This window comes from Bradyrhizobium sp. CIR48 (assembly GCF_014198315.1).
Classification (GTDB): Bacteria; Pseudomonadota; Alphaproteobacteria; order Rhizobiales; family Xanthobacteraceae; genus Bradyrhizobium.
Window position 1 is genome coordinate 528680 of the sequence record NZ_JACIHG010000003.1, and the last position, 22431, is coordinate 551110.

26 protein-coding genes and 1 pseudogene are annotated in these 22431 nt (G+C 58.3%); 3 read left to right on the plus strand and 24 right to left on the minus strand.

Annotation, left to right across the window (positions count from 1 at the left end; genetic code table 11):
- Window positions 1-294 precede the first annotated feature (294 nt).
- The 3 genes from nifV to nifH form a co-directional block, all read right to left on the minus strand.
- Window positions 295-1485, minus strand: coding sequence for a homocitrate synthase (nifV, locus tag GGD66_RS12465; protein WP_409362366.1), 1191 nt, complete (start codon window positions 1483-1485; stop codon window positions 295-297).
- Between the two features lie 290 nt (window positions 1486-1775).
- Window positions 1776-2567: a nitrogen fixation protein NifQ gene (locus tag GGD66_RS12470; RefSeq protein WP_183257922.1), complete on the minus strand. Its 792-nt coding sequence runs from the start codon at window positions 2565-2567 to the stop codon at window positions 1776-1778.
- A 149-nt stretch (window positions 2568-2716) separates the two neighbouring features.
- The gene (gene nifH / locus GGD66_RS12475; RefSeq protein ID WP_183257923.1) at window positions 2717-3601 is read right to left on the minus strand and encodes a nitrogenase iron protein; all 885 of its coding nucleotides are present in this window, start codon (window positions 3599-3601) and stop codon (window positions 2717-2719) included.
- Window positions 3602-4177: 576 nt separating this feature from the next.
- Here nifH and GGD66_RS12480 point away from each other — a divergent pair.
- Entirely contained in the window at window positions 4178-4591 is a 414-nt protein-coding gene (locus GGD66_RS12480; protein WP_183258075.1) for an ArsC/Spx/MgsR family protein, read from the plus strand.
- A gap of 458 nt (window positions 4592-5049) precedes the next feature.
- A complete protein-coding gene (locus tag GGD66_RS12485) occupies window positions 5050-5793 on the plus strand; it encodes an OmpW family protein (RefSeq protein ID WP_183257924.1) in 744 nt (247 codons plus the stop codon).
- A 433-nt stretch (window positions 5794-6226) separates the two neighbouring features.
- On the opposite strand, the gene GGD66_RS12490 is transcribed toward GGD66_RS12485, so the two are convergent.
- The 14 genes and pseudogenes from GGD66_RS12490 to GGD66_RS12555 form a co-directional block, all read right to left on the minus strand.
- Window positions 6227-6574 (minus strand): ferredoxin, encoded by a 348-nt coding sequence (locus GGD66_RS12490; RefSeq protein ID WP_104461830.1) that lies wholly within the window; start codon window positions 6572-6574, stop codon window positions 6227-6229.
- A 1030-nt stretch (window positions 6575-7604) separates the two neighbouring features.
- Complete coding sequence (locus GGD66_RS41430; protein WP_246788859.1) at window positions 7605-7904, minus strand: hypothetical protein; 300 nt, start codon at window positions 7902-7904, stop codon at window positions 7605-7607.
- Between the two features lie 431 nt (window positions 7905-8335).
- Window positions 8336-9535: a DegT/DnrJ/EryC1/StrS aminotransferase family protein gene (locus GGD66_RS12500; protein WP_246788860.1), complete on the minus strand. Its 1200-nt coding sequence runs from the start codon at window positions 9533-9535 to the stop codon at window positions 8336-8338.
- A complete protein-coding gene (locus tag GGD66_RS12505) occupies window positions 9525-9800 on the minus strand; it encodes a DUF6129 family protein (RefSeq protein ID WP_183257926.1) in 276 nt (91 codons plus the stop codon). The genes GGD66_RS12500 and GGD66_RS12505 overlap by 11 nt, the downstream gene beginning before the upstream one ends.
- Window positions 9801-9834: 34 nt before the next feature.
- Window positions 9835-10194, minus strand: a complete 360-nt coding sequence (locus tag GGD66_RS12510; RefSeq protein WP_183257927.1) for a DUF3024 domain-containing protein — start codon at window positions 10192-10194, stop codon at window positions 9835-9837.
- A 15-nt stretch (window positions 10195-10209) separates the two neighbouring features.
- Window positions 10210-10437 (minus strand): nitrogen fixation protein NifZ, encoded by a 228-nt coding sequence (locus GGD66_RS12515; protein ID WP_183257928.1) that lies wholly within the window; start codon window positions 10435-10437, stop codon window positions 10210-10212.
- Complete coding sequence (locus tag GGD66_RS12520; protein WP_183258076.1) at window positions 10434-10748, minus strand: nitrogen fixation protein NifZ; 315 nt, start codon at window positions 10746-10748, stop codon at window positions 10434-10436. The genes GGD66_RS12515 and GGD66_RS12520 overlap by 4 nt, the downstream gene beginning before the upstream one ends.
- 356 nt (window positions 10749-11104) lie before the next feature.
- Window positions 11105-11329 (minus strand): 4Fe-4S binding protein, encoded by a 225-nt coding sequence (locus GGD66_RS12525; protein WP_183257929.1) that lies wholly within the window; start codon window positions 11327-11329, stop codon window positions 11105-11107.
- A gap of 10 nt (window positions 11330-11339) precedes the next feature.
- The gene (gene nifB, locus GGD66_RS12530) at window positions 11340-12839 is read right to left on the minus strand and encodes a nitrogenase cofactor biosynthesis protein NifB (RefSeq protein ID WP_409362370.1); all 1500 of its coding nucleotides are present in this window, start codon (window positions 12837-12839) and stop codon (window positions 11340-11342) included.
- Between the two features lie 398 nt (window positions 12840-13237).
- A pseudogene (locus tag GGD66_RS12535) lies at window positions 13238-14101 on the minus strand (SIR2 family NAD-dependent protein deacylase).
- Window positions 14098-14322: a putative nitrogen fixation protein NifT gene (gene nifT / locus GGD66_RS12540; protein WP_104461836.1), complete on the minus strand. Its 225-nt coding sequence runs from the start codon at window positions 14320-14322 to the stop codon at window positions 14098-14100. Before nifT ends, GGD66_RS12535 begins: the two are co-directional and overlap by 4 nt.
- Window positions 14323-14327: 5 nt before the next feature.
- On the minus strand, window positions 14328-15500 hold the full coding sequence (gene nifS, locus GGD66_RS12545; protein WP_183257931.1) for a cysteine desulfurase NifS: 1173 nt from the start codon (window positions 15498-15500) through the stop codon (window positions 14328-14330).
- Window positions 15497-15847, minus strand: a complete 351-nt coding sequence (locus GGD66_RS12550; protein ID WP_409333973.1) for a NifU family protein — start codon at window positions 15845-15847, stop codon at window positions 15497-15499. Before GGD66_RS12550 ends, nifS begins: the two co-directional genes overlap by 4 nt.
- Window positions 15826-16146 (minus strand): iron-sulfur cluster assembly accessory protein, encoded by a 321-nt coding sequence (locus GGD66_RS12555; protein ID WP_183257932.1) that lies wholly within the window; start codon window positions 16144-16146, stop codon window positions 15826-15828. Before GGD66_RS12555 ends, GGD66_RS12550 begins: the two co-directional genes overlap by 22 nt.
- Before the next feature lie 274 nt (window positions 16147-16420).
- On the opposite strand from GGD66_RS12555, the gene GGD66_RS12560 reads away from it, so the two are divergent.
- Window positions 16421-17011: a hypothetical protein gene (locus tag GGD66_RS12560; RefSeq protein ID WP_183257933.1), complete on the plus strand. Its 591-nt coding sequence runs from the start codon at window positions 16421-16423 to the stop codon at window positions 17009-17011.
- A 9-nt stretch (window positions 17012-17020) separates the two neighbouring features.
- On the opposite strand, the gene GGD66_RS12565 is transcribed toward GGD66_RS12560, so the two are convergent.
- The 7 genes from GGD66_RS12565 to nifN all read right to left on the minus strand — a co-directional run bounded on the left by GGD66_RS12565 (window position 17021) and on the right by nifN (window position 22428).
- The gene (locus tag GGD66_RS12565; RefSeq protein ID WP_183257934.1) at window positions 17021-17416 is read right to left on the minus strand and encodes a Rieske 2Fe-2S domain-containing protein; all 396 of its coding nucleotides are present in this window, start codon (window positions 17414-17416) and stop codon (window positions 17021-17023) included.
- A 496-nt stretch (window positions 17417-17912) separates the two neighbouring features.
- On the minus strand, window positions 17913-18536 hold the full coding sequence (locus GGD66_RS12570) for a host specificity protein (RefSeq protein ID WP_246783337.1): 624 nt from the start codon (window positions 18534-18536) through the stop codon (window positions 17913-17915).
- Between the two features lie 1099 nt (window positions 18537-19635).
- Complete coding sequence (fdxB, locus tag GGD66_RS12575; RefSeq protein WP_183257935.1) at window positions 19636-19935, minus strand: ferredoxin III, nif-specific; 300 nt, start codon at window positions 19933-19935, stop codon at window positions 19636-19638.
- Window positions 19936-19946: 11 nt separating this feature from the next.
- Entirely contained in the window at window positions 19947-20147 is a 201-nt protein-coding gene (locus tag GGD66_RS12580; RefSeq protein WP_179733173.1) for a CCE_0567 family metalloprotein, read from the minus strand.
- The gene (locus GGD66_RS12585) at window positions 20144-20620 is read right to left on the minus strand and encodes a NifX-associated nitrogen fixation protein (protein ID WP_183257936.1); all 477 of its coding nucleotides are present in this window, start codon (window positions 20618-20620) and stop codon (window positions 20144-20146) included. Before GGD66_RS12585 ends, GGD66_RS12580 begins: the two co-directional genes overlap by 4 nt.
- 6 nt (window positions 20621-20626) lie before the next feature.
- Entirely contained in the window at window positions 20627-21022 is a 396-nt protein-coding gene (gene nifX, locus GGD66_RS12590) for a nitrogen fixation protein NifX (protein WP_183257937.1), read from the minus strand.
- The gene (gene nifN, locus GGD66_RS12595) at window positions 21019-22428 is read right to left on the minus strand and encodes a nitrogenase iron-molybdenum cofactor biosynthesis protein NifN (RefSeq protein ID WP_183257938.1); all 1410 of its coding nucleotides are present in this window, start codon (window positions 22426-22428) and stop codon (window positions 21019-21021) included. The genes nifX and nifN overlap by 4 nt, the downstream gene beginning before the upstream one ends.
- Between the last annotated feature and the right edge of the window lie 3 nt (window positions 22429-22431).

The following is a 22431-nucleotide window of genomic DNA, read 5'->3' on the forward strand; positions in this document are numbered from 1 at the left end:
TTTGGGATCAATGGCCAGACCACGATAGAGGTTGACGCTCGTCAGGCCGGTCGCCGGACCGGAAATCAGCCGCGCGAGAAGACGCCGATTGGCAGTCCGGGGACGGCTCGCCGTTGGGTAAGAGATCACAGCATGTATGGCGGAACGGCAAGTAAGATCTGGAGGTGAGATCGCGCCAGAGGATCTGACGTGCGAAAGCTGGACGCCGTTCGCGCCCATCAGCGATATCGAACACCGTCCTTGCGGCGCGTCGGTTTGCGAGTGGTCGACGCAAATATTGTTGGACACGGCTTTTCACGCGGGGTGGTTTGCCAGGCATCCACACACGTCGCGCCAGATCGCCGCCACGGTTTCGCGCGCGACCGGCCGCTTGTGCTCGATGGCATATTTGCGGACTTGCGACAGAATCTGTCTGGCTTGATCGCGGCTGGCGACGAGCTGCAGTTCATCGAGTAACGCGGTGATCGCTCCAAGTCCGGAATGCTTGCCGATCACAAAGCGGTTGCAGCGGCCAAGCAAAACGGGATCAAGCGATTGATAGGTGCGTTGATCCTTCAAAAGGCCATCGACATGGATGCCGGATTCGTGCGTAAATACATGCTCCCCGACGATGGCCTTGTTCGTAGGAATCGCACGTGCGGCCGCGGCTGCTACCACCGCGGCGACGTTCTCGAGCTCCGGGAGTATGATGCCGGTGTCGCGCCCGTAGAGCTGCTTGAGTGCGACCGCGATTTCCTCGAGCGGGGCATTTCCGGCCCGCTCGCCCAGCCCGATGACGGTCACTGAGGCGTGGCTCACACCAGCCTTGATAGCGGAGAGCGTGTTGGCAGTTGCGAGTCCGAGATCATCGTGACCGTGAAACTCGAGTTCGAGATCGGTGGTCGCACGCAAATTCATGACCAGCGCGTAGGTTGCGTCGGGATCGAGCACACTGAGCGTATCTGCAATACGAAAGCGACGCGCGCCCGCGGCTTTTGCAGTTGCCATCAGTCTGATGAGAAAATCGATGTCGGCGCGGGAGGAGTCCTCACCACCGACGGCGACCTCAAGTCCGCGCGCACAGGCATAGCCTACCACTCGCTTCACCCGTTCCAGTGCCAGGTCGCGATGACCACCTAGCTTGGCCGCGATCTGGACATCGGAGGTCGGGACCGACATATTTATCATGGACACCTTTGCTTCGATCGCCGCGTCGACATCCGATTCCCGCATCCGACACCAGCCTATGGTGGTCAGCGGAAGATCTGCTTCGACAATGGCGCGAATGGCGGCGATCTCCTCATTGCCCATCGCTGGCGTTCCCGCCTCGATCTCCGTGACTCCGGCCCGCGCCAGCGCCTGCGCGATCGCCAGCTTTTCCTCTGTGGTGAACGCAACGCCAGGTGCCTGCTCGCCGTCGCGTAATGTCGTGTCGTTAAGCACGGTGGGCTTGGCGCACACCTGGTCGGACCAAGACGATTTGGCGGCGGTGCTGGCGGCAATCACGCGAGAGCTCCTCATTGTTTGACCTACCTAAGCTTCAGCAACCAGCATGCCAGCCTATCGTCCCAGGCAACCCTCTGACTAAGCTAACGCTTCCGTCCTCGACCTTCTTCAGCAAATGGATTGTCGCAAATGCGACAGGCTCATGAAGCGGACGCCTTGCCTGTTGCCCCGCCGAGTTCGAACGTTAATGCAATTGCGGCGCGCAGGATGTGAGATTTGTCGCGGAGCACTTGAGCCCTCCGCCGCTTTGGACACATGGTCACTCGCTCGAAACGGCGTCAGCCGCGCCCTCAACCTTCCGCGCGGCTCACCAAATCCGGCGAGGCTTTCTCCGATGATGGTGCGATCGCGGACCCTTGTGGCAGTTCAGATGGCCAGTCGCCGGCAACGACCGGCCGAGCCGCCTGCAACAGAAAATCGCGCCGGCGCTCGGCCATCCGGCTCTCACCGCTTTCTTCGCCGAAGCAAAGGTTGAAGTCGACACATTGCGTACACACGGGTGTTGTGCACATCACGAGGCCTTCGTCCTCGCAAAGCATGCGGTAGAGGAAGCGCTTCCAGCGCATATTGTTGACATTGCGCACGGCGAGCGGCGCGAAATGGCGGCTGAGCAGACGAGAGAGTTCGCCACGATTGCGCAAGCCGAGAGCTTCCCACAGATGGTCTGGCTCAATGGCGCGGCGCGCGATCATCGCAGCCAGCCAGCGGCCGATATCCCCTTCAGTCGAGCGTTGCTTGAGCAAGAAATCGCGCAGCATTGCGATCTCGTCGTCCTCTTCGCACTTGAAAGCCGAGAGCTGCTCCGCGAGCTTGATCTCAAGGGAGGGAAAGTACTGCTCCAGCAAGGCCGCCAGTTCAAGGCCGCACAGGCCGGCCTTCTCGGGAAGGGAGCCACCATCCATTGTGGCAGCCGCCAGGATGGACGCCAGGACATGGCGGTCGAGATTGCTGTCAATGGCGATATCGGCATCTGCAGGAGGCACACCGGTGAGCAGGCTGTAGGTTGCAATTCCCCTGTGCATCTGGCTGTTGGCATCAACGGCACAAGCAGCCCTCAACGGAAGGAAGTGCGCTTCGGACATAATTTTGCGGGTTTCCACAGTGGTCAGGTTTGCCCCGCCGCATCCTGGTTTTGGTCAGGCTCGATCGTTAGAATGCCGGCCTCCCGGGATGGGCGGTTTGGGAGACCGGCACCCGTCGCGCGCCTTCACAAGGCTGCGACACGCGACCTTTACGACGCCGCGAGCTCGGCGGCGGTCTTGCCGATGATGGATTCGTCTACGGCCTTCATAATGCCATGCTCCATCAGCATGTCCTCAAGCTCGTCCATGGAGATCGGGGTCGGGATGATGCCCTTGCCGCCATTATTGTGAACCTTGGTCGCAAGATTGCGATAGTGATCGGCCTGCTTGGACTCGGGTGCATACTCGAGCACCGTCATGCGGCGTAACTCGGCATGCTGCACCACGTTGTCGCGCGGCACGAAGTAGATCAGCTGAGTGCCTAGCTTCTTGGCCAACGCTTCCGCCAGTTCCAGCTCCTTGTCGGTCTGCCGCTCGTTGCAAATCAGACCGCCCAGCCGCACGCCGCCAGAGTTCGCGTATTTCAGGATGCCCTTGGAAATGTTGTTTGCGGCATACATCGCCATCATTTCACCGGACATCACGATATAGATTTCCTGCGCTTTATTCTCGCGGATTGGCATCGCAAAGCCCCCGCAAACGACGTCGCCGAGCACGTCGTATGAGACATAGTCAATGTTTTCGTAGGCGCCGTTCTCCTCCAGGAAATTGATCGAGGTAATGACGCCGCGCCCGGCGCAGCCGACACCCGGCTCAGGACCACCGGACTCCACGCAGCGAATGTCCTTGTAACCGACCTTCATTACGTCCTCGAGCTCGAGGTCTTCCACGCTGCCGGCGCTCGCTGCAAGGCTCAAAATCGTGTCTTGCGCCTTGGCGTGCAGAATCAGGCGGGTCGAGTCCGCTTTCGGATCGCACCCCACAATCAGAATTTTCTGACCCATCTCGGCCAGCGCCGCTAGCGTGTTCTGCGAAGTGGTCGACTTGCCGATGCCGCCCTTCCCGTAGAACGCGATTTGTCTCAGTGAAGACATGTTGCTCTCCATCAACCGATTTGCCAAAAGTTGCGCGCTTCTTGCACGCGAGCTTGTTTCTCTCTCAGAAACGGGGGCACACGGGTTCAAGGGAAGGAGCGCATCGCTCGCCTTACGCGTCGGCGTGCACTCAGCCCTCACTCAGTGTTGCTGCCGCTTATTAGCAACCGCCGTGCCAACGCTTGACCACGCTCCTTAAGCATCTGATTACGTTTCTAAAAACCAACCAGCCGTGGAGTGATCCTGGTTGTTTCTGATCCGACAGGATCTGCGCGGCTGTCAGAAAGCGAACAACGACCACAACCATTAACGCGAAAAGCCGATTTGGCGGGACCTGTTCCGATGCCTTCAGGTGTGGAACGGAACTTGCTGCTGTTCTCGCAAGTCGAGCGATTTGAGAAGCGTGAATATGCCGGTCGGGCTCAAAACCTGGCGGACCAGCGGCGAGTGTTGCAAATACAGTACAGCGCTTGGTGCGCTGACATTGGAAATGATCGGGCAAGAAATTCGAACTGGCTCACGAAAGCAGCAGCGCCGTGCCAATCGTTCAGCTCAGCGCGCTCACATAGGTATGTCGTGGCGACAATTATCTTTTATCAGAAGCTCGGCTGCGCCACTAACGCGCGTCAGATTCAAGCGCTGAAGTCCGCCGGCCACGACGTGATCGCCCAAGACATCTTGAATAAGCCATGGGATGCGGAGGAGTTGCGCGAGTTCTTCGGCAACATGCCCGTCGAGGCCTGGTTCAACCGAGCTGCGCCCCGTATCAAGTCAGGCGAAGTCAATCTCGATACTATCGACGCGGCAAGCGCACTTGCATTGATGGTAGGCGATCCGCTCCTGATACGACGACCGCTGATCGACGTAGACGGCGCACGATTTGCCGGACTCGGTCATGAGCCCGTGCTATCGCTGCTTGGCCGCAACACGCAAGATAATCTCGAGGAATGCTTCCACGAAGCAAACCGCACGCGTTGTCCACAGACGTGAGGAAACGGCGGAGCGTACCCCCAGGCCATCAAACGAGGCAAAGAATGACGTTCCCCACTTCCGGCTTCCTTCACCGGTAGTAACCGAGGGGATCTTCGCTGAGACGGCCGGCGCGAGTGGCTGCCCCGTAAGGCGGCATCGCCCATATTGCGCTCGCATGCTGCGCTTCTCGCCTTCGCAAGGTGTGAGAGGCCGCCGCAGCTGCCGCCTCTATCACCCATGACTCCGCGGCCTGGATTGGATCAGAGCACCAAGCCGAGAGGCAGTTTCTTGAACACTTCGGCTCTCTTGACTGAAATAACGATCAGAACAGACCACCACGCTCCGCGGTCGTGATCCTTATGCAACTTAGCGGCATAATTGTGCGACGGTCGCTCCCATTTTGATCGGTATCAAATCCTCCGACATCCCCCATGTGTGACAGAGATCTCGCGCGGCTCCTCGCGTGAACTTATGGAATGGAGACTTCGATGAGAACAAGGACAGTTCTGACGGCGGCATCGCTCCTCGCACTAGCGAGCTCGTTGGCCAGCATCTCCGTACGGGCTGCGGATCTGCGTCCGGCTCCGGTCTACTATAAAGCGCCTCCAATCGAATCCTTCAATCCATGGATGATCCGCCTGCGCGTGCTCGGCGTTTTGCCGGATACCGCAGGAAGCTCGGTCAACGTTGCCGGGACGCCCTCGCTGTCCTCACCAAGTTCTGGGCTTTCGATCAGCTATCAAGCCATACCCGAGCTCGACATCACCTATTTCTTCACGAAAAACGTTGCAGCTGAACTCATTCTCGGCGTGACCAGCCATCACATCAGCGGCAGTGGCGCGCTCACTGGGCTCGATATCGGCAAAGCCTGGCTGTTGCCGCCAACACTGACGCTGCAATATCACTTCACAGATTTCGGCCGGCTCAAGCCCTATATCGGCGCGGGCGTCAACTACACCGCATTCTTCAACCAATCGGCAGCGAATACCTCGCTCGCCGGACTTGCCGTGACGGATTTGCGCATTAGCAACAAATTCGGCGCGGCTGTCCAATTCGGCTTCGATTACATGCTTGATCGTCACTGGGGTCTCAACTTTGACGTGAAGAAGCTGTGGCTGCGGCCGGAGTACTCCGCGACCGTAAACAATGCAGTTGCCGTCACCGGGCGCGCCAACATCGACCCATGGCTCGTCGGCGGCGGCGTCACCTACAAGTTCTGAGGCTAGGACAGGACCCAGTTGATCAACCGGACGCGGCGAGCTCATCGAGCGCGTCCCTTAACCTCACCACAGCGCAAGGAAGGAGCGAGATGACGCGGTCAATTACGTATCATCTCGCGAAACGCAGGGAGCCATTCGCAGCATCGCTCTCGCTGCGAGCTACGGATCGCGTGGCATGAGTAACGGTACACAAACAGACCGACCCAGTTTATGATCATATTCTTGTTTCATCGCGCGTTGCAAAGGCGCCATTTGCCTATTGGGCGGAGAAAAACGGCGGCACGCCGCGCCAAGGTCAATGACCTGCTGTTCGCAGACCCGGAGCGTGAGGCTTCCCCTCAACCTCAGACGATCTGAGCTCCGAGCGGCCCGCTCATGGACGGACAAGCCGTCCATGCTTGCTAGCTCGGCAAGTGGCCGCTAAGCGGAGCTTCTAGCCTCGCTTTAGCACCATCACAAGGCGGTCGACACGTTTGTCCTGCTTGAGGTGGGAGTTTACGATTTCGTCAACGTCCTCAGGCGTGGTCGCGCGATACCACACTCCGTCAGGATAAACGACCATCAACGGACCGGAGTTGCAAAAGCCAAGGCAGCCTGCCATCGTGAAGCCAATATCGTAGAGGCCTTGCGCTTCGATCGCCTTGCCCATTCGATCCCACAGGGCTTGCGCGCCGGAGGCGCCACAGCTGCCGTGCGGATGAGTTGGCGGACGCTGCGTGTTGCAGGCAAAGACATGATGCCTATAAAGTTGAGGAAGCTCGAATTCGGTTTCTGAGTTCATGCGCCTATCCTGTGATCAATGCGCTTCATCTGAAAGAGCCAAAGTGCGAGCACATTGCCCCTCACAATCTCTTAAGATTGAACGCCGCATCGACCAATTGCTGCTAGTGATTCCTACTCGCGCTTGCGAAAAGCGGCGAAATGAGCGGGCACCATCGTGATTGTCGTCGCTGAAGATCAGCGATAGATACCTTCGCGTCCGGAGCAGCCTCCTTGATCAATTTCAACCTCTTCTCCCGTCATCGCGGTCTTTTTACTCCCGCATCACTTGCTCACCATCCAACTTCTCCAAAGCAAGTTGCGCACCAGATACGTTACGTTCGTTTCTGCAAGGATCCCTTGCTTTGCCCGGCGCGACTCACAATTATTGCCGAAGTTGTGACAAATGTCGTTTGCTTCTGTTTCGGACACGACAAACGTCGCATAGCGTTTGGCCTCCCGCTTCAACCTTCTGCAGTTCGTACGCAGGATAAGCGAGAATCTCGGCTATTTTGCCCAGCTCTCGCGCTATCATATCTTGGAATGAGCAGCGATCTTCATGAGCCTCATGCCGCCTATCGAGGAGTCTTCATTCTCGACGATCGCGCGGTGACTCGAGCGCTCTGTTCTGCCATGGCGTGATCGGCTCGCCGCATCGCCCGGCGCGAACCCACAGCATCTTTTTCGCCTGCCGGCTCGATTTGGCGAGCTAAGGCAGGAGCAGCTTCTTGGTGCGGCGAGAGTCGCGGAGTGCAACGCCGTAATCCACGCCAAGCCCCGTTTTGTCTCACAAGTCAAAAGCCGTGACACCCATCTGCCAACAATCACGAGTAGGACGGCCTCATCCGACGGCAAAGCGGCTCAGGCAGCTTGAGCACAACAAAGCGATGGGGCCGTTAGTGGGATGGATCGTTATATCTATGGTTTTATCGCTGTCTCCGAACGGGCGGCCGGCAAACCGGGTCCTCCAGCAGCTTGACGCCGCAGGCAGACGTCACCTCCGATCACGCCGAGCGCTACCGCTCGTCCATCGCTGGGGCCGTCGATGCACATCACAGTGTCGATCTCGAATCTTGCACCGTGCCGGCCGCATCTGAGGAGCGATCCACCGAAGAAAACGCGCCAGAGCCGATGTTGAGCCGGACGCTCTCATGCGGACAACGATTGACGTAGCCAAGATAGTCGTTGCTGAAGGTGCGCACCACAATAACTGAAAATGGCCGGCTCTCGCCTCCATCGATCCGCGACAAGCTACACCCCATGGCGCCACGCCGCTCGATGGCGTCGACCAGACAGACGGCAAACCCCTCGATTTGATCGCTCATCAGGTTGCCGTTTATCGGTTCGCTCATCCCGGCCTCGCAGTTTCCTGCTTAAAGGCTTCGATCGCAGTCCGGCTCAGCCGAAACGTCCCACGGCCACGAGCGAGCGGCCGATAAGCCGAGCTGGCACGGGCGTGGAGGACATCAAACCATTGGTTCGGCGTGAGCTTCGTCGGACGCTCGCTGATCTGGATCACCCTCCCGTTCGGACCGAAGCGGACGTGGATGATGACTTGTTGCGAGTTCATACCGATCTCCTGTTCTGGTAACTCCAAAGATCCCGAGCGAACACCGACGATCTCGACTGTCGCCCCATGGACGCGGCGCCTTTGCTATCGAGCAGGACCTCTTCGCGTCGCTTGAAGCATCTCTTAGGTTCCCTTGCTCATCACTCGCGATGACAAACACTGTGATCATCGCAATTCAATTCTCGTTCTTCCGTGTGTTGGATCACGAGCATCTCAGTAAATCGCTGCACCGGCTCCCACGTTGATCGACGCATCTTTCATGGTCTCGACGATAAACTCGATCTGCTTGTTCGTGATATGGGTGTGAAACGGAAGCGCCAGGGCGCGCTCGGCTATTTTTTCCGTAACCAGGAAGTCGCCACGCCGATAGCCGAAGTCAAAGTAGTGACGTTGCAAGTGCAGCGGTTCGCTATAGGCGGCGGATTCAACCTGTGCGCCGCGCAGATCATCGACGATGGCGTCGCGCGCCGATCGCGTGAAGCGCGTCCCCAGATGAACGAGATAAAGCAACCAGTTCACCTCGGTCACATGGGGTCCAACATAAGGCGGCTTGATGCCCTCAAAAGATTGCATATGCGCTTTGTATAGCTGCTCGACCAACCGACGCCGCTCCAGGATTTCACCGAGACGCTTGAGCTGCGCCAGGCCCAAGGCAGCCGTGAGATCGCTCATGCCAGCCTGGTAAGGTGCCGTGTTACCGACGACAAATGAGGAGCGCTCGTCCAGACGATGCAGGCGATGGCGACGCAAGCCGACCGCGATGTCGACATCGTCGGTCACCACCATTGCGCCTTCGCCACAGGTTAGGGCCGCCGGCTGGGCAAAGTCGAACACCGCGAGGTCGCCAAATCGGCCGACGAGCTCACCTTTGTAGCTCGATCCGACCGCCTCGGTGGAATCCTCCAAGAGCAGGAGCTGATGGCGCTGCGCGATCGCGCGTAGTTCCGACCATGGCGCGGGATGACCGTTCGGATTGCCGGCGACAATTGCCCGCGTTTTCGCCGTGATGCACTCTTCGGCCTTCGCTGGGACTAAAGTTCCGGACCAATAGTCAATATCGGCAAATACCGCTCGTGCGCCTGCGAGACTGATGGCATGCGCGGTCTCACGAAAGGAGTAGGGCGAGGCGATAACCTCCTGCCCCGGGCCGATGTCGAGCGCCTTCAGCGCAAGCAGGAGCCCGATGGTACCACTCGAGACCGCAACAGCATATTTGCGGCCAAGATAGGCCGCGAAAGCGTGCTCAAACGCCTCAGTGATCTGCCCGTTGGAGATGCGCGGCGAACACAGCACCGTTTCCAGGGCAGAGAGCTCGGCGAAGGTGATGTCGGGATCCGACAATGGAATGAATGATGTATTCTCCTCCAAAGTATGCGCGCCACCAAGACGATATTCTGCTAGTTCAGTGCTCATCGCCAACATTCCTTTTGGCCAATACGATGCCGGTCGCCAGCGACGGATCGGCCGTAATCCGCACGCAGTGATCCGATCCATCGATCAGATGAAGGTCGAAACACGGGAACTGCCGGAATGGCTGATCCGCCACATCCGACGCTTCACAGCGCACCCAAGCAAGCTGCGGAAAGCGGCGCCGCAGCTCGACAAACGGACCCATCTCGGCGCCATCGGCTGCAAGCAGCCGCTCGATTTCGATCACTTCCTCCGCGGTGAGCGCCATCGTGCCTCCTCTATGACCGGTGAAAGGCGGGGCGTCATTGCCAAAACAGACTCTCCGGATCCGCATTCAATTCGTCGATTGCCGAAGTCAACCGGTGGTAAAGGCTGTGAAATTCCCAGATTCCTCGCGCGTGGTTCTTGCGAAACAGCTTCCAGACCCCGCTCACGGCATCATAAAGAACCAGCGCGACATCGATGAGAGCGCCATCCTTGTTGATGTTGCGCGAGCAACAGGGGCTCTCGACGAGGTAGCCGCCCCTCACCGGCGTCACGTTCGGCGAGACGTAGAGATAGCGCTGGCGCGAGCTCAAGCCGCGCTCGATCCGTTTGCGATCGAGCTCGTTAGGGTGAGGCATTAGCCCGGCTTTTACCTTTCTCATCAGCGCAGCATTCATGGCGGGAGCCTCCATTCAAAGCTCTTCAAGACAGCCGATGAGCAGCTGCTCACCAAAATCGACAATGTAGATCGGCACGTTCGCTTCGGTATGGGTCGCGACGTTGATGATCTCACCCGTCGCTCCGGCGGCTAGCAAGACTCCCTCGGGCTCCGTATCGGGAAATGAGTGGTCGTTGATGAGGTCGACTGCGGTCTTGACCCGCTGGCCACGCCGATATTTCGGAAAGCCGGACTGCGTCATGACTCCTCCGGCAATGGCAGATCATCGATCTCCTCGCAGGCATCCACCAGCTCCAGTTCCTTGCGCTTCATGCCAACGCGGTAGCCGCTTTCCAGATACTCGACGCCGTAGATGTAGAATTGCTGCAGGAACGTGCCGATCGATACGACGTAGCCAACCTCTCCCTTCTTGACTAAAACGTCGCCAATCTCCTTGCCGCGATAGGTGCCATCATTGCGGATGGTGCGATTGGCCCGCACCTTTTGGCCAAAGCTGAAGACAGGCGGCTCGCTGAGCTCGACGACGTCGCTGTCGCGAACGATGCTGTTCATGTACCGCTCCTCATGCATCGCTCCTTTAAAGATGCCGGGATCCGCCTCGCCCACCGCAGGCGAGATCCTGCATCACTACATCGTGGCGCGGCACTGTCAGTCACCTCGACGATTGCAGCGCTGCCGAGAAGGCCGCGCTCGGCATCGCGAAGCGCCTTTGGACCATCGCGCGCAATGAAATGGCCACCAGGGCCATGCTGCCGACCAGCAACAGCACGATCGCAGGGCAATCCAGCGCTGTTGCCGTCCGTGATGGAGGACCGAACGTCGGCGCCTGGGCCGACGCCAACGCGCAGCACGAAGCTTACGACGGTTTCAGCACCAGCCCTTGGCATGCCAATCATCGGCCTCACGCTTTAGGCTGGCGCCTGGTAGCGAGGCAAGGATGTGTCAATCACGCAGGTATTGTCGACCGGACAGGCGGCGACACATTGCGGGTCATCGAAATGGCCAACACATTCAGTGCATTTCGCCGCTTCAATGACAAAGCTCGCCCCCTTCTCCGAGATGGCAACGTTCGGACATAACGGTTCGCAGGCTGAGCAGCTCGTACACTGCGAGGCGATGATCTTGAATGGCACATATTCCCCCTTACGCTGCAGAGATCAGAGATCCTTGCCGGATCACAGCGTCGCCGCGCTGCACGTGCTGGATCTCCCCGCGTTTCACCTTGTCCAGATAGGATTTGAACCAGGCGATCGCCGACTTCTCGATGAACTCATGGGCGTATTGATCGACCGGCTCGATCCCCGCCTTGATCAGATTGCTTTTCGGGCAGCCGCCGATCTTGGACACGAAGACCGCATGGCAGTCATGGATGCCACGCATGATGGCAGCAAGCCTGTCCTCCTCGCCATAACCGCCCTGGCAGTAAACGTCCACGCGGCGGTGGCCGACGAATTTGGCGCCGGATGTAGAAAGTTCGTACACTTGGAATTCCTTGGCATGCCCAAAGTGCTCGTTGATCAACCCCGAGGCCTTGGTTGCGACGGCCACTAGAAGAGTGATCGCGCTCGTTTCTCCGGCAAATTCCGCAAGCTCCTTTTGGGCGGCCGCGACTTTGGCGGCACGCTCATCCTCTACCCTGGCCTGATATGCCTTGCGCATCTCTAAGTCATACTGGACGTCCATCCTCATGACCTGATCGGTGGTGAACTCTGCGCTACGATTCTCCCCGAGTAGACCGACCGCATCGGCGCGGCACTGGCGGCAATGCCGCATCATTTTGATCTCTCCTTCGCAAGCATCTTGCAGCGCCTTCAACTCCTGGGCCGTCGGTCCGCGCTGACCGTTGAGGCCAAATACTGTGCCGTGCTCGGGCGCAGAGATCAGCGGCATGATATTGTGAAGGAAGGCACCGCGCGACTTCACCGCCTTGTTGACCTCGATCAGGTGGTCGTCGTTGATGTTTGGGATCATCACCGAGTTCACCTTGCATAGGATACCGCGTTCGCTAAGCATCTCGAGGCCTTGCAGCTGGCGGTCGGTGAGTATCCTTGCCGCGTCGATGCCGGTGTAGCGCTTGTGGTTGAAGAAGATCCACGGGTAGATCTTAGCGCCGATTTCGGGATCGACCATGTTGATAGTGATGGTGACGTGGTCAATTTTCGACCTGGCGATGGCATCAATATGGTCCGGCAGAGCCAGTCCATTGGTTGACAGGCACAGCTTGATGTCCGGAGCCGCCTTGGCGACCAGCTCGAACGTCTTGAACGTCTTTGCTGGATTGGCCAGGGGGTCGCCGGGGCCAGCGATGCCAAGGACCGTCATCTGCGGAATGGTGGTCGCGACCGCGAGCACTTTTCTTACCGCCTGCTCAGGCGTGAGCTTCTCGCTAACCACACCCGGACGCGATTCATTGGCGCAGTCGTATTTTCGGTTGCAGTAATTGCACTGGATGTTGCAGGCAGGCGCGACCGCGACATGCATGCGGGCGTAATGATGATGCGCTTCTTCGCTGTAGCAGGGATGGTTCTTGACCTTTTCCCAGATTTCGATCGGCAGATCGCCTTGACCTACCTGCGAGCCGCAGCTCGCCTGCCCGGTCTTGGCCGAAGCGCGGCAGCCCTTATGCTTGGCGGCCGGCTTCATCTTGCCGCTATCCACTACAGCTTTGACATATTTTCCGCGTCCGACGACCGCGTTCATTTTCATTTTTCCCTGCAGGCATCATCGCCCCCCCAAGGACCATCCGTGAGCGAGCCTCAAGAAGCTGGGTAGCAACTTGCATGCCATGGCGGAGACGATGAAATTGGAGCCATACGCCAACGAGTTAGCGGAAACGATCGGCGCTGGGGCATGTAAGAGCATGCAATGATGCGCTTGTTGACAATGCAACAGATACGTCGCCATTCTCACGCAACGCTCCACGGCTTGCGCATTCATTCTGGCGCTGAGTGCCGGAACCCGGCTCCATCTGAACGGGTCTTCTCGCGTTGCGGCTCTCGCAAATATGTCGATAGGAGCTGGGATTCGGCTTCACAAGGACACTAATGGGTGATCAGTATCTCAACCGCGCAAGAGAGCCCAATCGCAAGCGGTGTAAGGCCTTGCTCGAGTAGAAAGCGGAGCTCGTTGCGAGAGAGCGCGTCCGGATCAACGATCGCATAGCGGGTGTCGGCCGAGCGCTTGATGATCTGCCGGGCATAGCTACACAAGAGCTGGTCGTTGAAGCGACAGCCGATGAAGAGGAAGGTCTGTCCGGTTCGCCTTTCCTTGATGATGTCCGGAATTGGCGTCTGAATGTCGATTTCGGTCAACGCCTCGACATAGTCGGCATCGGAGATAAGGAAGTTGTTGGCCGGCTGCACGCTGCCATGCGGCTTGTACAACACCGTCGCCCAGGTGCCGGCCACGGCACTGTCGACCTCTTGGCCAAGCGAATCGTAAAAGCGATACCAGCGATTCTCGCCAATGCCGATGCGGGTGATACCCTGCACTTCGCCTCATCCATCGCGCTTACCCAGCGCCGAGCGCATGGCGGCATCATACCAGGCGTCGACTATGACGGGCAGCGACAGGGACGCAAGATGATGGTGCAACCGCGTCCGCTCGACCGGTCGAGCGAAGGCCTACGTCATCAATGCGGTCACGGAGGACCAGTGTTTGCTGATCTCGATATGCTGCGCCGACCACCACGCATTGCCCCTAGCCCGCCGCGGCAGCGCAACCTTGCTCGCGAAGAAGCTGGCCAACGCCTCTGGCGTGGTCGGCATATCGGATCTGCACAATTCGGTGAGGCCAGGACCGAGATAGGGAATGACGCTCGCGGCCCTCAGGCCGGCAGCGATGTCCACGAGCGTCGCCTTTGCATCGGCAGCATCGACAAAGTCAATCTGCGGGGGCGCCTTCATGGATCGCCCCCGTTGTCACCCCGTTTTTTTGCGTTGATTGTGATCGGTAGCCGTGTGTCGCTCGCCATCTCGGGCAAATCGAGCACCCAGCCATTAGCTACTTTGATCCAGCCGCCCCATAGCGTCTCGTACTCGGATTCCACGATTGGCTCTTCGAGATCTTTTTTTGGCACGTAGATTGACAGGCCCGCGTCCGGAGACCGGCGGATCATGATTTTCACGAGGTCTACTCCCTGACTGCGACGGGGGAGGTGGCGCGCAGGCGAGCCGCGATGTCGGACACTGCGCACACGACCTCATCGACCTCCGCGAAGGAGGTTTCACGGGACAGGGAAAAGCGCACCGCGCCACGCATCCGCCACGCCGGCACCTGCATGGCACGCAGAACATGGGATGGCTGCATTGAGCCAGCGTTGCAGGCTGATCCGAGCGACACGGCAATGCCCGCCCCATCGAGGTGGTGGGCGATGGCTTCGCCTTCCACATGATCGAAGGCAATATTGGCCGTGTTCGCTAATCGATTGCTGATATCGCCGAGCGCAACGCACTCGCCATTGTGCAAAATTCCCTGCTCAAGGCGGTCGCGCAACGCCCCAATGCGAACGCGCTCCGGTTCGAGCCGCTCCGCCGCAAGCTCGGCGGCCTTTCCCAGACCAACAATGCCGGGAATATTCTCAGTCCCGCCGCGGCGACCTCGTTCCTGTGATCCGCCGCAGATCAGTGGCCGGAATTTTGTCCCTGTGCGCAAATATAGCGCGCCGATGCCCTTGGGGCCGTGCAGTTTGTGCCCGGATAGCGACAGCATGTCGATCGCACTGTCCTTTAGGTTCACGCGCACCTTGCCGACGGCCTGGACCGCATCGGTGTGAAACAGCGCGCCCGCCTCACGGGTCAACCCGGCCAGAAACTCCACGGGAAACATCGTTCCGGTCTCGTTGTTGGCCCACATAACCGAGGCAATCGCTGTACGTGGCCCGAGTGCGCCGCGAAACGCCTCGATGTCGAGCCGGCCGTGGGCATCTACGGGTACGATGCGCGTCTTGACTCCTCTTGCCGCCAATTGCTCGGTTAGCGCAAGAACGGCGAAGTGCTCAACTGAGGTGGTGACGATCTCGTCGCGGCCTTCCTGCATCGCAAGCGCAGAGAGGACCGCGGCATTATTGGCCTCAGTCCCTCCCGAGGTAAAAACGATTTCATGTTCGTATGCGTTCCCTAGTAGGCCCCGCAAGCTACGCCGGGCCTGCCTCACAGCGACTGCGACCTCGCTGCCGAAGGCATGCGTGGACGAAGCATTGCCGAATTGCTCCGTGAAGAACGGCAACATGGCTTGCACAACGGATGGATCCGTCCGCGTCGTTGCATTGTTATCGAGGTAGATCGGCACTCGATTTTCGCTCAATGCACTGCCTCGCCTGCAGCAGCGACGGGGATCAGGCGAACCAATTCGCCGAGTTTACCGACCAGCCGCGCCTGAATGCCTTTCAGCGTCACGATCGAAAGCTTACACAACGTGCAGGCACCGGTGAGCCTGACCATGACCCTGCTGCCATCGATCCCCATCAGGTGACGGTCGCTACCGTCGCGTTGCAGATTGGGTCGGATCTCTTCGATTGCGCCGCGAATGCGACGCTCTCGGTCTGTCGCAGTGGACGACGATTGCCTCAGTTGTCCGGTTCCGCCGGCATGCTCCGATGACCTTCTCAGCAGCTGAACGATTTGTCTCATCAGCTGAACGATTTTCCGCATGAGCAGTTCGCGGTGGCGTTCGGGTTGTGAAAGGTAAAGCCAGAACTCTCCAGCGCCATTACGAAATCGATGGTCGTGCCCATCAGATGCTCACAGCTCTTGTTATCGACGAACACCTTCAGCCCGTCGCATTCGATCACGGTGTCGTCAGGCTTCGGTTCTTCGACCAGACCCATCTTGTATTTGAATCCATTGCAGCCGCCTGCTTCGATCATGACGCGCAGACCGCCAGTCGGGTGCTTCGAGGATGAAATCGCGCTTTTGATTGCATTCACTGCGCTATCCGTCAGGTTGATCACGGCTTTCCCTCATCAGCTTGGATATAGCTGCTAAGGGCAAGCCACGTGCCAGCGCGCAGGCGCTTGATGATGCTCACTTTTTCGGATCGCGCCTGTTTGCTTTGGAACCGGTGTCGCGTTCCCGACAAGGCTCCTTGATGCGATCGCAACCACTGAGGCATTTTCTTTCTAAGCACTACGGCGAAGGCCCCTACTCATGCGACGGCAAGCAATTTGCATCGCATCTGGGACCGGCAAAGGCGTCGGTGAAGAGCTTAGATCGAGGACGAATTTAATGACTGCAATCGAGAACACCGCACTCGGCAGACTTGAGAAGGAGGGCCGCCTGCTCAATGCCGTACTCAAAGGCGGGACTACCAAGCCGGGCAGGTTCGGCTTTCGCGGCGACGTCGCACTAAAATTCCAGACTCAGGTCGCGGACGAGAAACGGCCGCCAGAATATTCGATTGAGCAGGTGTTGACGATCGCGCAGGACGGCGAACGCACTATTCCGGTGCTGGCCGGCTACCTGCATTCCTTCGCCTATCTTGCTGACGTCGCGACCGTGCTTGACGGCGCCTTAAGCCCAACCGGCAGCTACTTCATGTTCTGCAACAACATTGACTTGCTGGCGAAGTACCGAGTGAAGTTAGGTGATATTATGTTCCATATTCTACCGTGCGATGAATCCACGGTTTGGAAGGAGATGATGGACCTGGTGGGGCTCAACAAGGACGAAATCAAGAAGCTCGATCCGGGCGGCAAGCTTGATTACCTCCTCGATGCCGCAAAGGATCTCGACCTGTCCTATGAGGAGATCTCGTACGACGACGGGCTAAAGAGGATGGAGCCCGTGAAAAACCGCAACGAGAACCGGCCCGTCTGAGCGCGGTCTTCAGGTGTGGGCCGATGCAACTTCTTCGACAAGATGCACACCAACGACGCAGATATCACCATCCAGAACTGCCAACGCGATCGGCGTGAGAGCTCTACCTTGACATGGACCTTCGACGCACCGGCCGGTGCCGAGTTCGAAGGTCGAACCGTGCTTGCCGCACATCAGCCGGATACCGTATGGGTCGAGGAATTCGTTCCGCTCCCAGTCCAAGTTGACGCCGTTGTGCGGGCATTTATTGGCGTAGCCAAGCACCTTTTTGCCCCAGCGCACCACAATGATGGACCATGGCCGGTGATTGCCGTGCTCATCGACGACCATAAGGTGGAATCCCACGGCCTGGCGGCTCGGAATGTCGTTAAAGCTGCAGATCGCGTAGATGGGATTTGGTTTCATTTATCGCCCATTTATTGCAAGACGCTTTTCATTGTCGCTTTGCAATCAACCTGCAAGAACCATACAAGTGCCGGGCTGATAGTGTCTGTGGTCATCCAACGCGCAAGCCAGCCATTGCTGGCTCACCCAATTACCCGACGCATAATTCAGAGCAATCAGTTCGACAATTTGGGCCTTGCTGCCGTTTTTCCATGAAGGCCGTGCAGGTGCAGCTTTCGGGCCCAAGCCCTCTGCACTATTTGCCGGATAGCTGCCTGCGGTGGCTGGTCATTGCTGCTCGTTGATGGCTACTCCGTAGGGAGCCCCCGTTACGCCCCCTCGGATCGCGCATCCCACCGCAGCTTCGTAAGCGCCTTCGGAGAAAGGTTGAACGGACGTTTCAGCCGGCGGGGGCGACGCAGCGAGCGTGCGCCCCCTTTAAAGCAAGACCGTTGAGCCCGGGATAGAACGGTCAAATGTCCGTCATTTCAGGCCCGCTGCTGCTATTGCAGCCAATTTACTCCATGTGCATCCCACTAAGAGCGCGCTCCAAGTAAAATGAAGGGTCATCGTCCGACGAATCCGTTTCGTAGCTTCTCTGAGGACCGACATCACTGCCCCCATCTTTGGAAAGATACTTCGTAGGCTTGCCTACCCGCTGCCACTCGTCGTTCTCGTTCTTCGCCCACACATCGGGGCGCTGGTGAGGATCAAGCACCCAGTGGTTACGACCCACCTGAACAAAACCCATGTCCGCTAGACGAGGTTCCATGCCCGCTAGGGCCGGCCGCGACAAGATCAGCGGATGGTCCCCGTCCTCTCGCAGTTGATGTTCTAGCAAGATATCGCCAGCGTTCTCGACAAGCGGATGAGTCACCCTAAGATCTACGACGGATGTGATATCGTTGCGCCCAAACTGCTGCTGAAAATGGTCTCCTTTAATCCGAGCCGGGCCTCCTGCTCTTAGAAGCCCGACAACTTCGTCGCCCAACCGGTAGCTGTAAAATCGTGCCGGCTTATTTGGATCGTCGTAGGTGTTAACGTAACTTCCAGCAACCGTCGCTGCGCGCTCAGCCTTCTGGGAGACGAAGTCCGAGTACTCTTCTGGGTTCTCGGCGATGTGCCTGATATCACTGCGCAAGAATCTCTCAGCTCCGCGCAAGAAGGAATCTCGGTCGATCTCTCTAATGGGCGCTTTGGAAACGAGAGAGTATGACGCCGCTGGTTCGGATGACGACCCACCTCGCTCCATTCTTGCAACTGTTTCCGCAAACCGGGGACTATCTCCCGCTTCTGATGAATCGTCAGTTTGGTTACCGGTTGTGAACTGGCTGGATGAGCCAACGCTTCTGCCATACATGAGAGCGCTCTCCTATCGGCAAAGTTGCACGCAATTGAGCTCGTGCCGTGCAAGCTCTGCCGGCTAGGATAGCATTCCTAGCTGACCACAACCTGACCAAAGCAACTCGGCGCGCTTCGGCGCGACTACCCGACGCACTCTGCGCGTGAGTTACAGATAGTCGCTGCGACAAGCCGCGATCCTGTGGGTAGAATCGGACGTAAGATCGCCTGCTGCCGATCCGTCAAAAAGACCGACGTCTAATGATAATGACTCGCAGGTTCCTATCAGCAGATGGGTACGCGGCCCGACCAGGTACCCGCCAACGACAGTTAGAGACCTGCGTGCCAAGTGCTTCGTGTCCTGGTTTGCGATGTGCTATCGATGTCCACCTACTCAATTGCAACCACCGTGTGCTGGGCAGCGAAATGTCCGCCGCAACCGGGCGTACGCAAAAAGACCAACTAAGGTGTTCCCGGCACATCACGTTCTCTATAGAACCGATTATCTAGGCAGACATCATTATCCCCGATCGGCAGTGCGGCGGGCAAGTAAGCTTCTCCTGATCGCAAGCAGACATGCACAGCATCCCCTCCGATCAAATCGCCCGACGTGGTGGCTACCTGCCTTGAACTGTGCTCTTCGGACTTCATCATGACGGGCACATCGATCTACTTAGCGCCGCGGGAGGCACGGCTCGCCTTTGACGAATAGGCGGACCTTGGAGACGAGCGGTTTGTGAGCAACGGCGATTGCATCGGCATAACCTAGCCGTCGCCCAACCACCACCGGGCAATGCTTGCGCCTTAGCTCGCGCGATCTAGCCATTCAATGTTTGATTGAGATCCTTCTGGCGCGCCGTCCCAACCATGAGTGCCGCGACAGGACGAGGTGTGCTCGCTCACGCCGCTTCAGAAACGGCCGAAGTGTGAGTCTGGCAGTTGGCCGGACAAACCCTGGCGCATGCACCACACCCGATGCAGGCGCCTTGATCATTCAGAACCATAGTCTTCTTCTCGATCTCATCGTCCTCGTCATCATCGAGCGCGACAAGTTCGCCCTCGTCGCTGATTCCTTTCAACGTCATGACATCTCGACCGCACACCTTGAAACAGCGACCACAGCCGATGCACTTCTTGGCATCGATCGAGCTCAGGTATTGTGGCGTCCAGTCGCGGCCGTCGCGCGTTGCAAATGACATGCATGGCTCCTTTAACTATTTTCGAGCGTCTTCAAGTCACGGCTCTTGCGCTCGAATTCAGCATAGGCATCGTGCGCCTTTCGCGCCACCACCATGATCGATGTCCAATTGATGGGTAACTCTTCCGAAAGGTCGTGCAGATCCATCTTGGCCTGTATCGCCTTGGCGGATACTTTCTTTAGTTCGGCCTTCAGTGTTTCACGATCGCTCATGAGTATCCCCAATAGTTCGCCACGTCCGGAAATTTCCGAATGAGGTCGATTCCGTCACTGACATATTTGTCGCCCTCCTGCGCAAGCTTTACGAAATTATCGAATCCGAAGCGATGCACGTCGCGCAGCTGCTTGTTCACGGCGATCAGCCGGCCTGAGATGAGCACCATGCGGCCGAAGCCTTCATGATGCAGATCCAGAATCGGCTGGATCATCCCGCCGGTCTCCCTCTCGATCGAGAGCGCGACAGCATCGAAGAACAGCTTAAGCCGCCACAGTGTATCGGGATCGGGATCAGCGATAATCGGCAATGCGCGCCTTTTCTGCTTGTCCAGGATATACGGTCCGAGCAGTTCAAGATCGCTCTTCGCCTCCCAAGCTCCGTTGGTATCCTGAGCACGCCAAATCTTGATCAACTCCTTGAGGAACGGCGCGTCGACGGCGCTGTCCTGCTGCTCTATTTTTGCGGTCATATCACCTCATTCGTCGAACTCGAACGTACGCGCTCGGTCCTTTGCCATGGCCTTGCGTAGCCAGGGAGGTGGCGTGCCCTTCAGTACGCGCTCGAGTTTTTCGAGCAACACCAGAATGCTTTCTGGCTTGTTCACCTTGATAGGATGGATCTTGTTGGCCACCACTCGCGCAGCCCCGGCACCACCAATGGCGGCGACGTAAAGGATTGCGCAATCCTTGATCGCCTCGATCTTCGGCACCAACTTGTCGTCGTTGCCGTCTTCCTTAAGATCGCCCTCAAACTCAATCGCTTTGAGAAATACGTGCCCTCCAGGCGTGACATCGTAGATTGCGATATTCTTTGCCCAACCAAAATGGGCATCGACTCGACTCAAGTCCTGAGTGGCAAACGCGACCTTCATCCAATCGCCCCCCCAGCCGCGCCGGTGGAGCTGCGATAGCCTGAGCAACGTGGCGGTCCGGACGCAGTCCGCCATCTATCGGGCGTAGGCTGATCGTTTTCCTCACGGTGCGCGATCACAAGGTTGGCGATTTCGAAGATCAGATTCCGGGTACCACGATAGCCCACGGATAGTTGGTGTCCCGCACCAAGTCGATCGAACATAGGAAAACCCGTACGATAGAACGGCAATTTCAGCCGAGCCGCCGCTTGCCTGCCATGCGAATGCGTGATCAAGAGGTCGCAATGGTGTGTTTTGGCAAGCCCTTCCAGATCCTCGAGATCGCCAATGAGTACCTCCTTGGTCTTGATCCGCTCGATCACCTCCGACTGGGTGGTCGTCACGGCCGCTGTCACCTGCGCGCCCATGTCGTGCAGCATGCTGGACAGATCGAACAGAAGGTCTGGCTCAGCGCCGATAGCAACTTTGCGACCGCCAATATGGAAGTGCGCGTCCAGCATTGCATCGGCGAGCTGACCGCGCTGGCGCCGATATTTCAAAGGTATGGGGCGGCCGCTGATCTCGCTCAAGAACGTCAAGAATTCGTCGTTCGGACAGAGACCACACATCCGCTCGAAGACACGAAAAGGCACGCCGGTCTTGCCCTGCATGACCTCTGCCGCACGCTGCATCTGCGCCCCGATTGCAATCGTCCATCCGGCGCGGCCCATGCTCGCGATTTCGTCGACGCCGATGCCGCCGATGGTCGTGGGCGTAAACTCATCGGGGATATGCCCATCGAGCGATCCCGCCAGGTCAGGGAGGAAGGACGGGCACAAGCCGAAATCCTCCACTATGACACGGAGTTCATCAAGGTCGCCGGGCGTGAGGTGACATCCCGGCAGAACATTCACTTTCGACGGGTCCCGCAGGCCATTGGCGCTGGGCCCTTCCACCAGCACCTCCACAATGCGCGCCACAGCCTTCTCCCAGCCGTCCTGGAAGGCGCCCTTGAAATCAGGTGTCGAGACATACACCAGTGGCAACTTTGCGAGTTGCGGATGCTTGCTCCGGATTAGCTTGAGGTAGGCATCCACATCGTCGCCGTTGGTCTCGGTGACACCAGTTGAGCAGATCCCGATGATCTTTGGCTTGGTACGGTTGGAGATGTTCAGTATCGCCTGCTCGAGATTATCATAACCGCCAAGTACGGTCGCGACCTCGCTCATCGCGGTGGTCTGCAGCGGAACTGCCTCTTTGAAATGCCGGACGAAAAGCGTGAGCCCGAAGGACGTGCATCCCTGGGAGCCGTGCAGAAGCGGCATCGCCCCACGCAGCCCCATGAAGGCTAATGCGCCGCCGATCGGCTGACTCATCTTCAGCGGGTTGACAGCGCAGGCTTTCGTCGGCGCGGTGACGATGGCCATGAC

What these genes read in the sequence shown, in the direction of transcription:
- nifX (WP_183257937.1), bottom strand. Translation starts at nt 21,022, where the DNA reads ATGAAGGTCGCGTTTGCCACTCAGGACTTGAGTCGAGTCGATGCCCAT.
- GGD66_RS12580 (WP_179733173.1), bottom strand. Translation starts at nt 20,147, where the DNA reads ATGAGCGATCGTGAAACACTGAAGGCCGAACTAAAGAAAGTATCCGCC.
- GGD66_RS12490 (WP_104461830.1), bottom strand. Translation starts at nt 6,574, where the DNA reads ATGAACTCAGAAACCGAATTCGAGCTTCCTCAACTTTATAGGCATCAT.
- GGD66_RS12520 (WP_183258076.1), bottom strand. Translation starts at nt 10,748, where the DNA reads ATGAACAGCATCGTTCGCGACAGCGACGTCGTCGAGCTCAGCGAGCCG.
- GGD66_RS12565 (WP_183257934.1), bottom strand. Translation starts at nt 17,416, where the DNA reads ATGAAACCAAATCCCATCTACGCGATCTGCAGCTTTAACGACATTCCG.
- GGD66_RS12505 (WP_183257926.1), bottom strand. Translation starts at nt 9,800, where the DNA reads ATGGCGCTCACCGCGGAGGAAGTGATCGAAATCGAGCGGCTGCTTGCA.
- GGD66_RS12500 (WP_246788860.1), bottom strand. Translation starts at nt 9,535, where the DNA reads ATGAGCACTGAACTAGCAGAATATCGTCTTGGTGGCGCGCATACTTTG.
- GGD66_RS12470 (WP_183257922.1), bottom strand. Translation starts at nt 2,567, where the DNA reads ATGTCCGAAGCGCACTTCCTTCCGTTGAGGGCTGCTTGTGCCGTTGAT.
- GGD66_RS12485 (WP_183257924.1), top strand. Translation starts at nt 5,050, where the DNA reads ATGGAGACTTCGATGAGAACAAGGACAGTTCTGACGGCGGCATCGCTC.
- GGD66_RS41430 (WP_246788859.1), bottom strand. Translation starts at nt 7,904, where the DNA reads ATGAGCGAACCGATAAACGGCAACCTGATGAGCGATCAAATCGAGGGG.
- GGD66_RS12585 (WP_183257936.1), bottom strand. Translation starts at nt 20,620, where the DNA reads ATGACCGCAAAAATAGAGCAGCAGGACAGCGCCGTCGACGCGCCGTTC.
- GGD66_RS12560 (WP_183257933.1), top strand. Translation starts at nt 16,421, where the DNA reads ATGACTGCAATCGAGAACACCGCACTCGGCAGACTTGAGAAGGAGGGC.
- GGD66_RS12515 (WP_183257928.1), bottom strand. Translation starts at nt 10,437, where the DNA reads ATGACGCAGTCCGGCTTTCCGAAATATCGGCGTGGCCAGCGGGTCAAG.
- nifB (WP_409362370.1), bottom strand. Translation starts at nt 12,839, where the DNA reads ATGAAGCCGGCCGCCAAGCATAAGGGCTGCCGCGCTTCGGCCAAGACC.
- GGD66_RS12510 (WP_183257927.1), bottom strand. Translation starts at nt 10,194, where the DNA reads ATGAATGCTGCGCTGATGAGAAAGGTAAAAGCCGGGCTAATGCCTCAC.
- fdxB (WP_183257935.1), bottom strand. Translation starts at nt 19,935, where the DNA reads ATGTCATTTGCAACGCGCGACGGCCGCGACTGGACGCCACAATACCTG.
- nifH (WP_183257923.1), bottom strand. Translation starts at nt 3,601, where the DNA reads ATGTCTTCACTGAGACAAATCGCGTTCTACGGGAAGGGCGGCATCGGC.
- nifN (WP_183257938.1), bottom strand. Translation starts at nt 22,428, where the DNA reads ATGGCCATCGTCACCGCGCCGACGAAAGCCTGCGCTGTCAACCCGCTG.
- GGD66_RS12550 (WP_409333973.1), bottom strand. Translation starts at nt 15,847, where the DNA reads ATGCGGAAAATCGTTCAGCTGATGAGACAAATCGTTCAGCTGCTGAGA.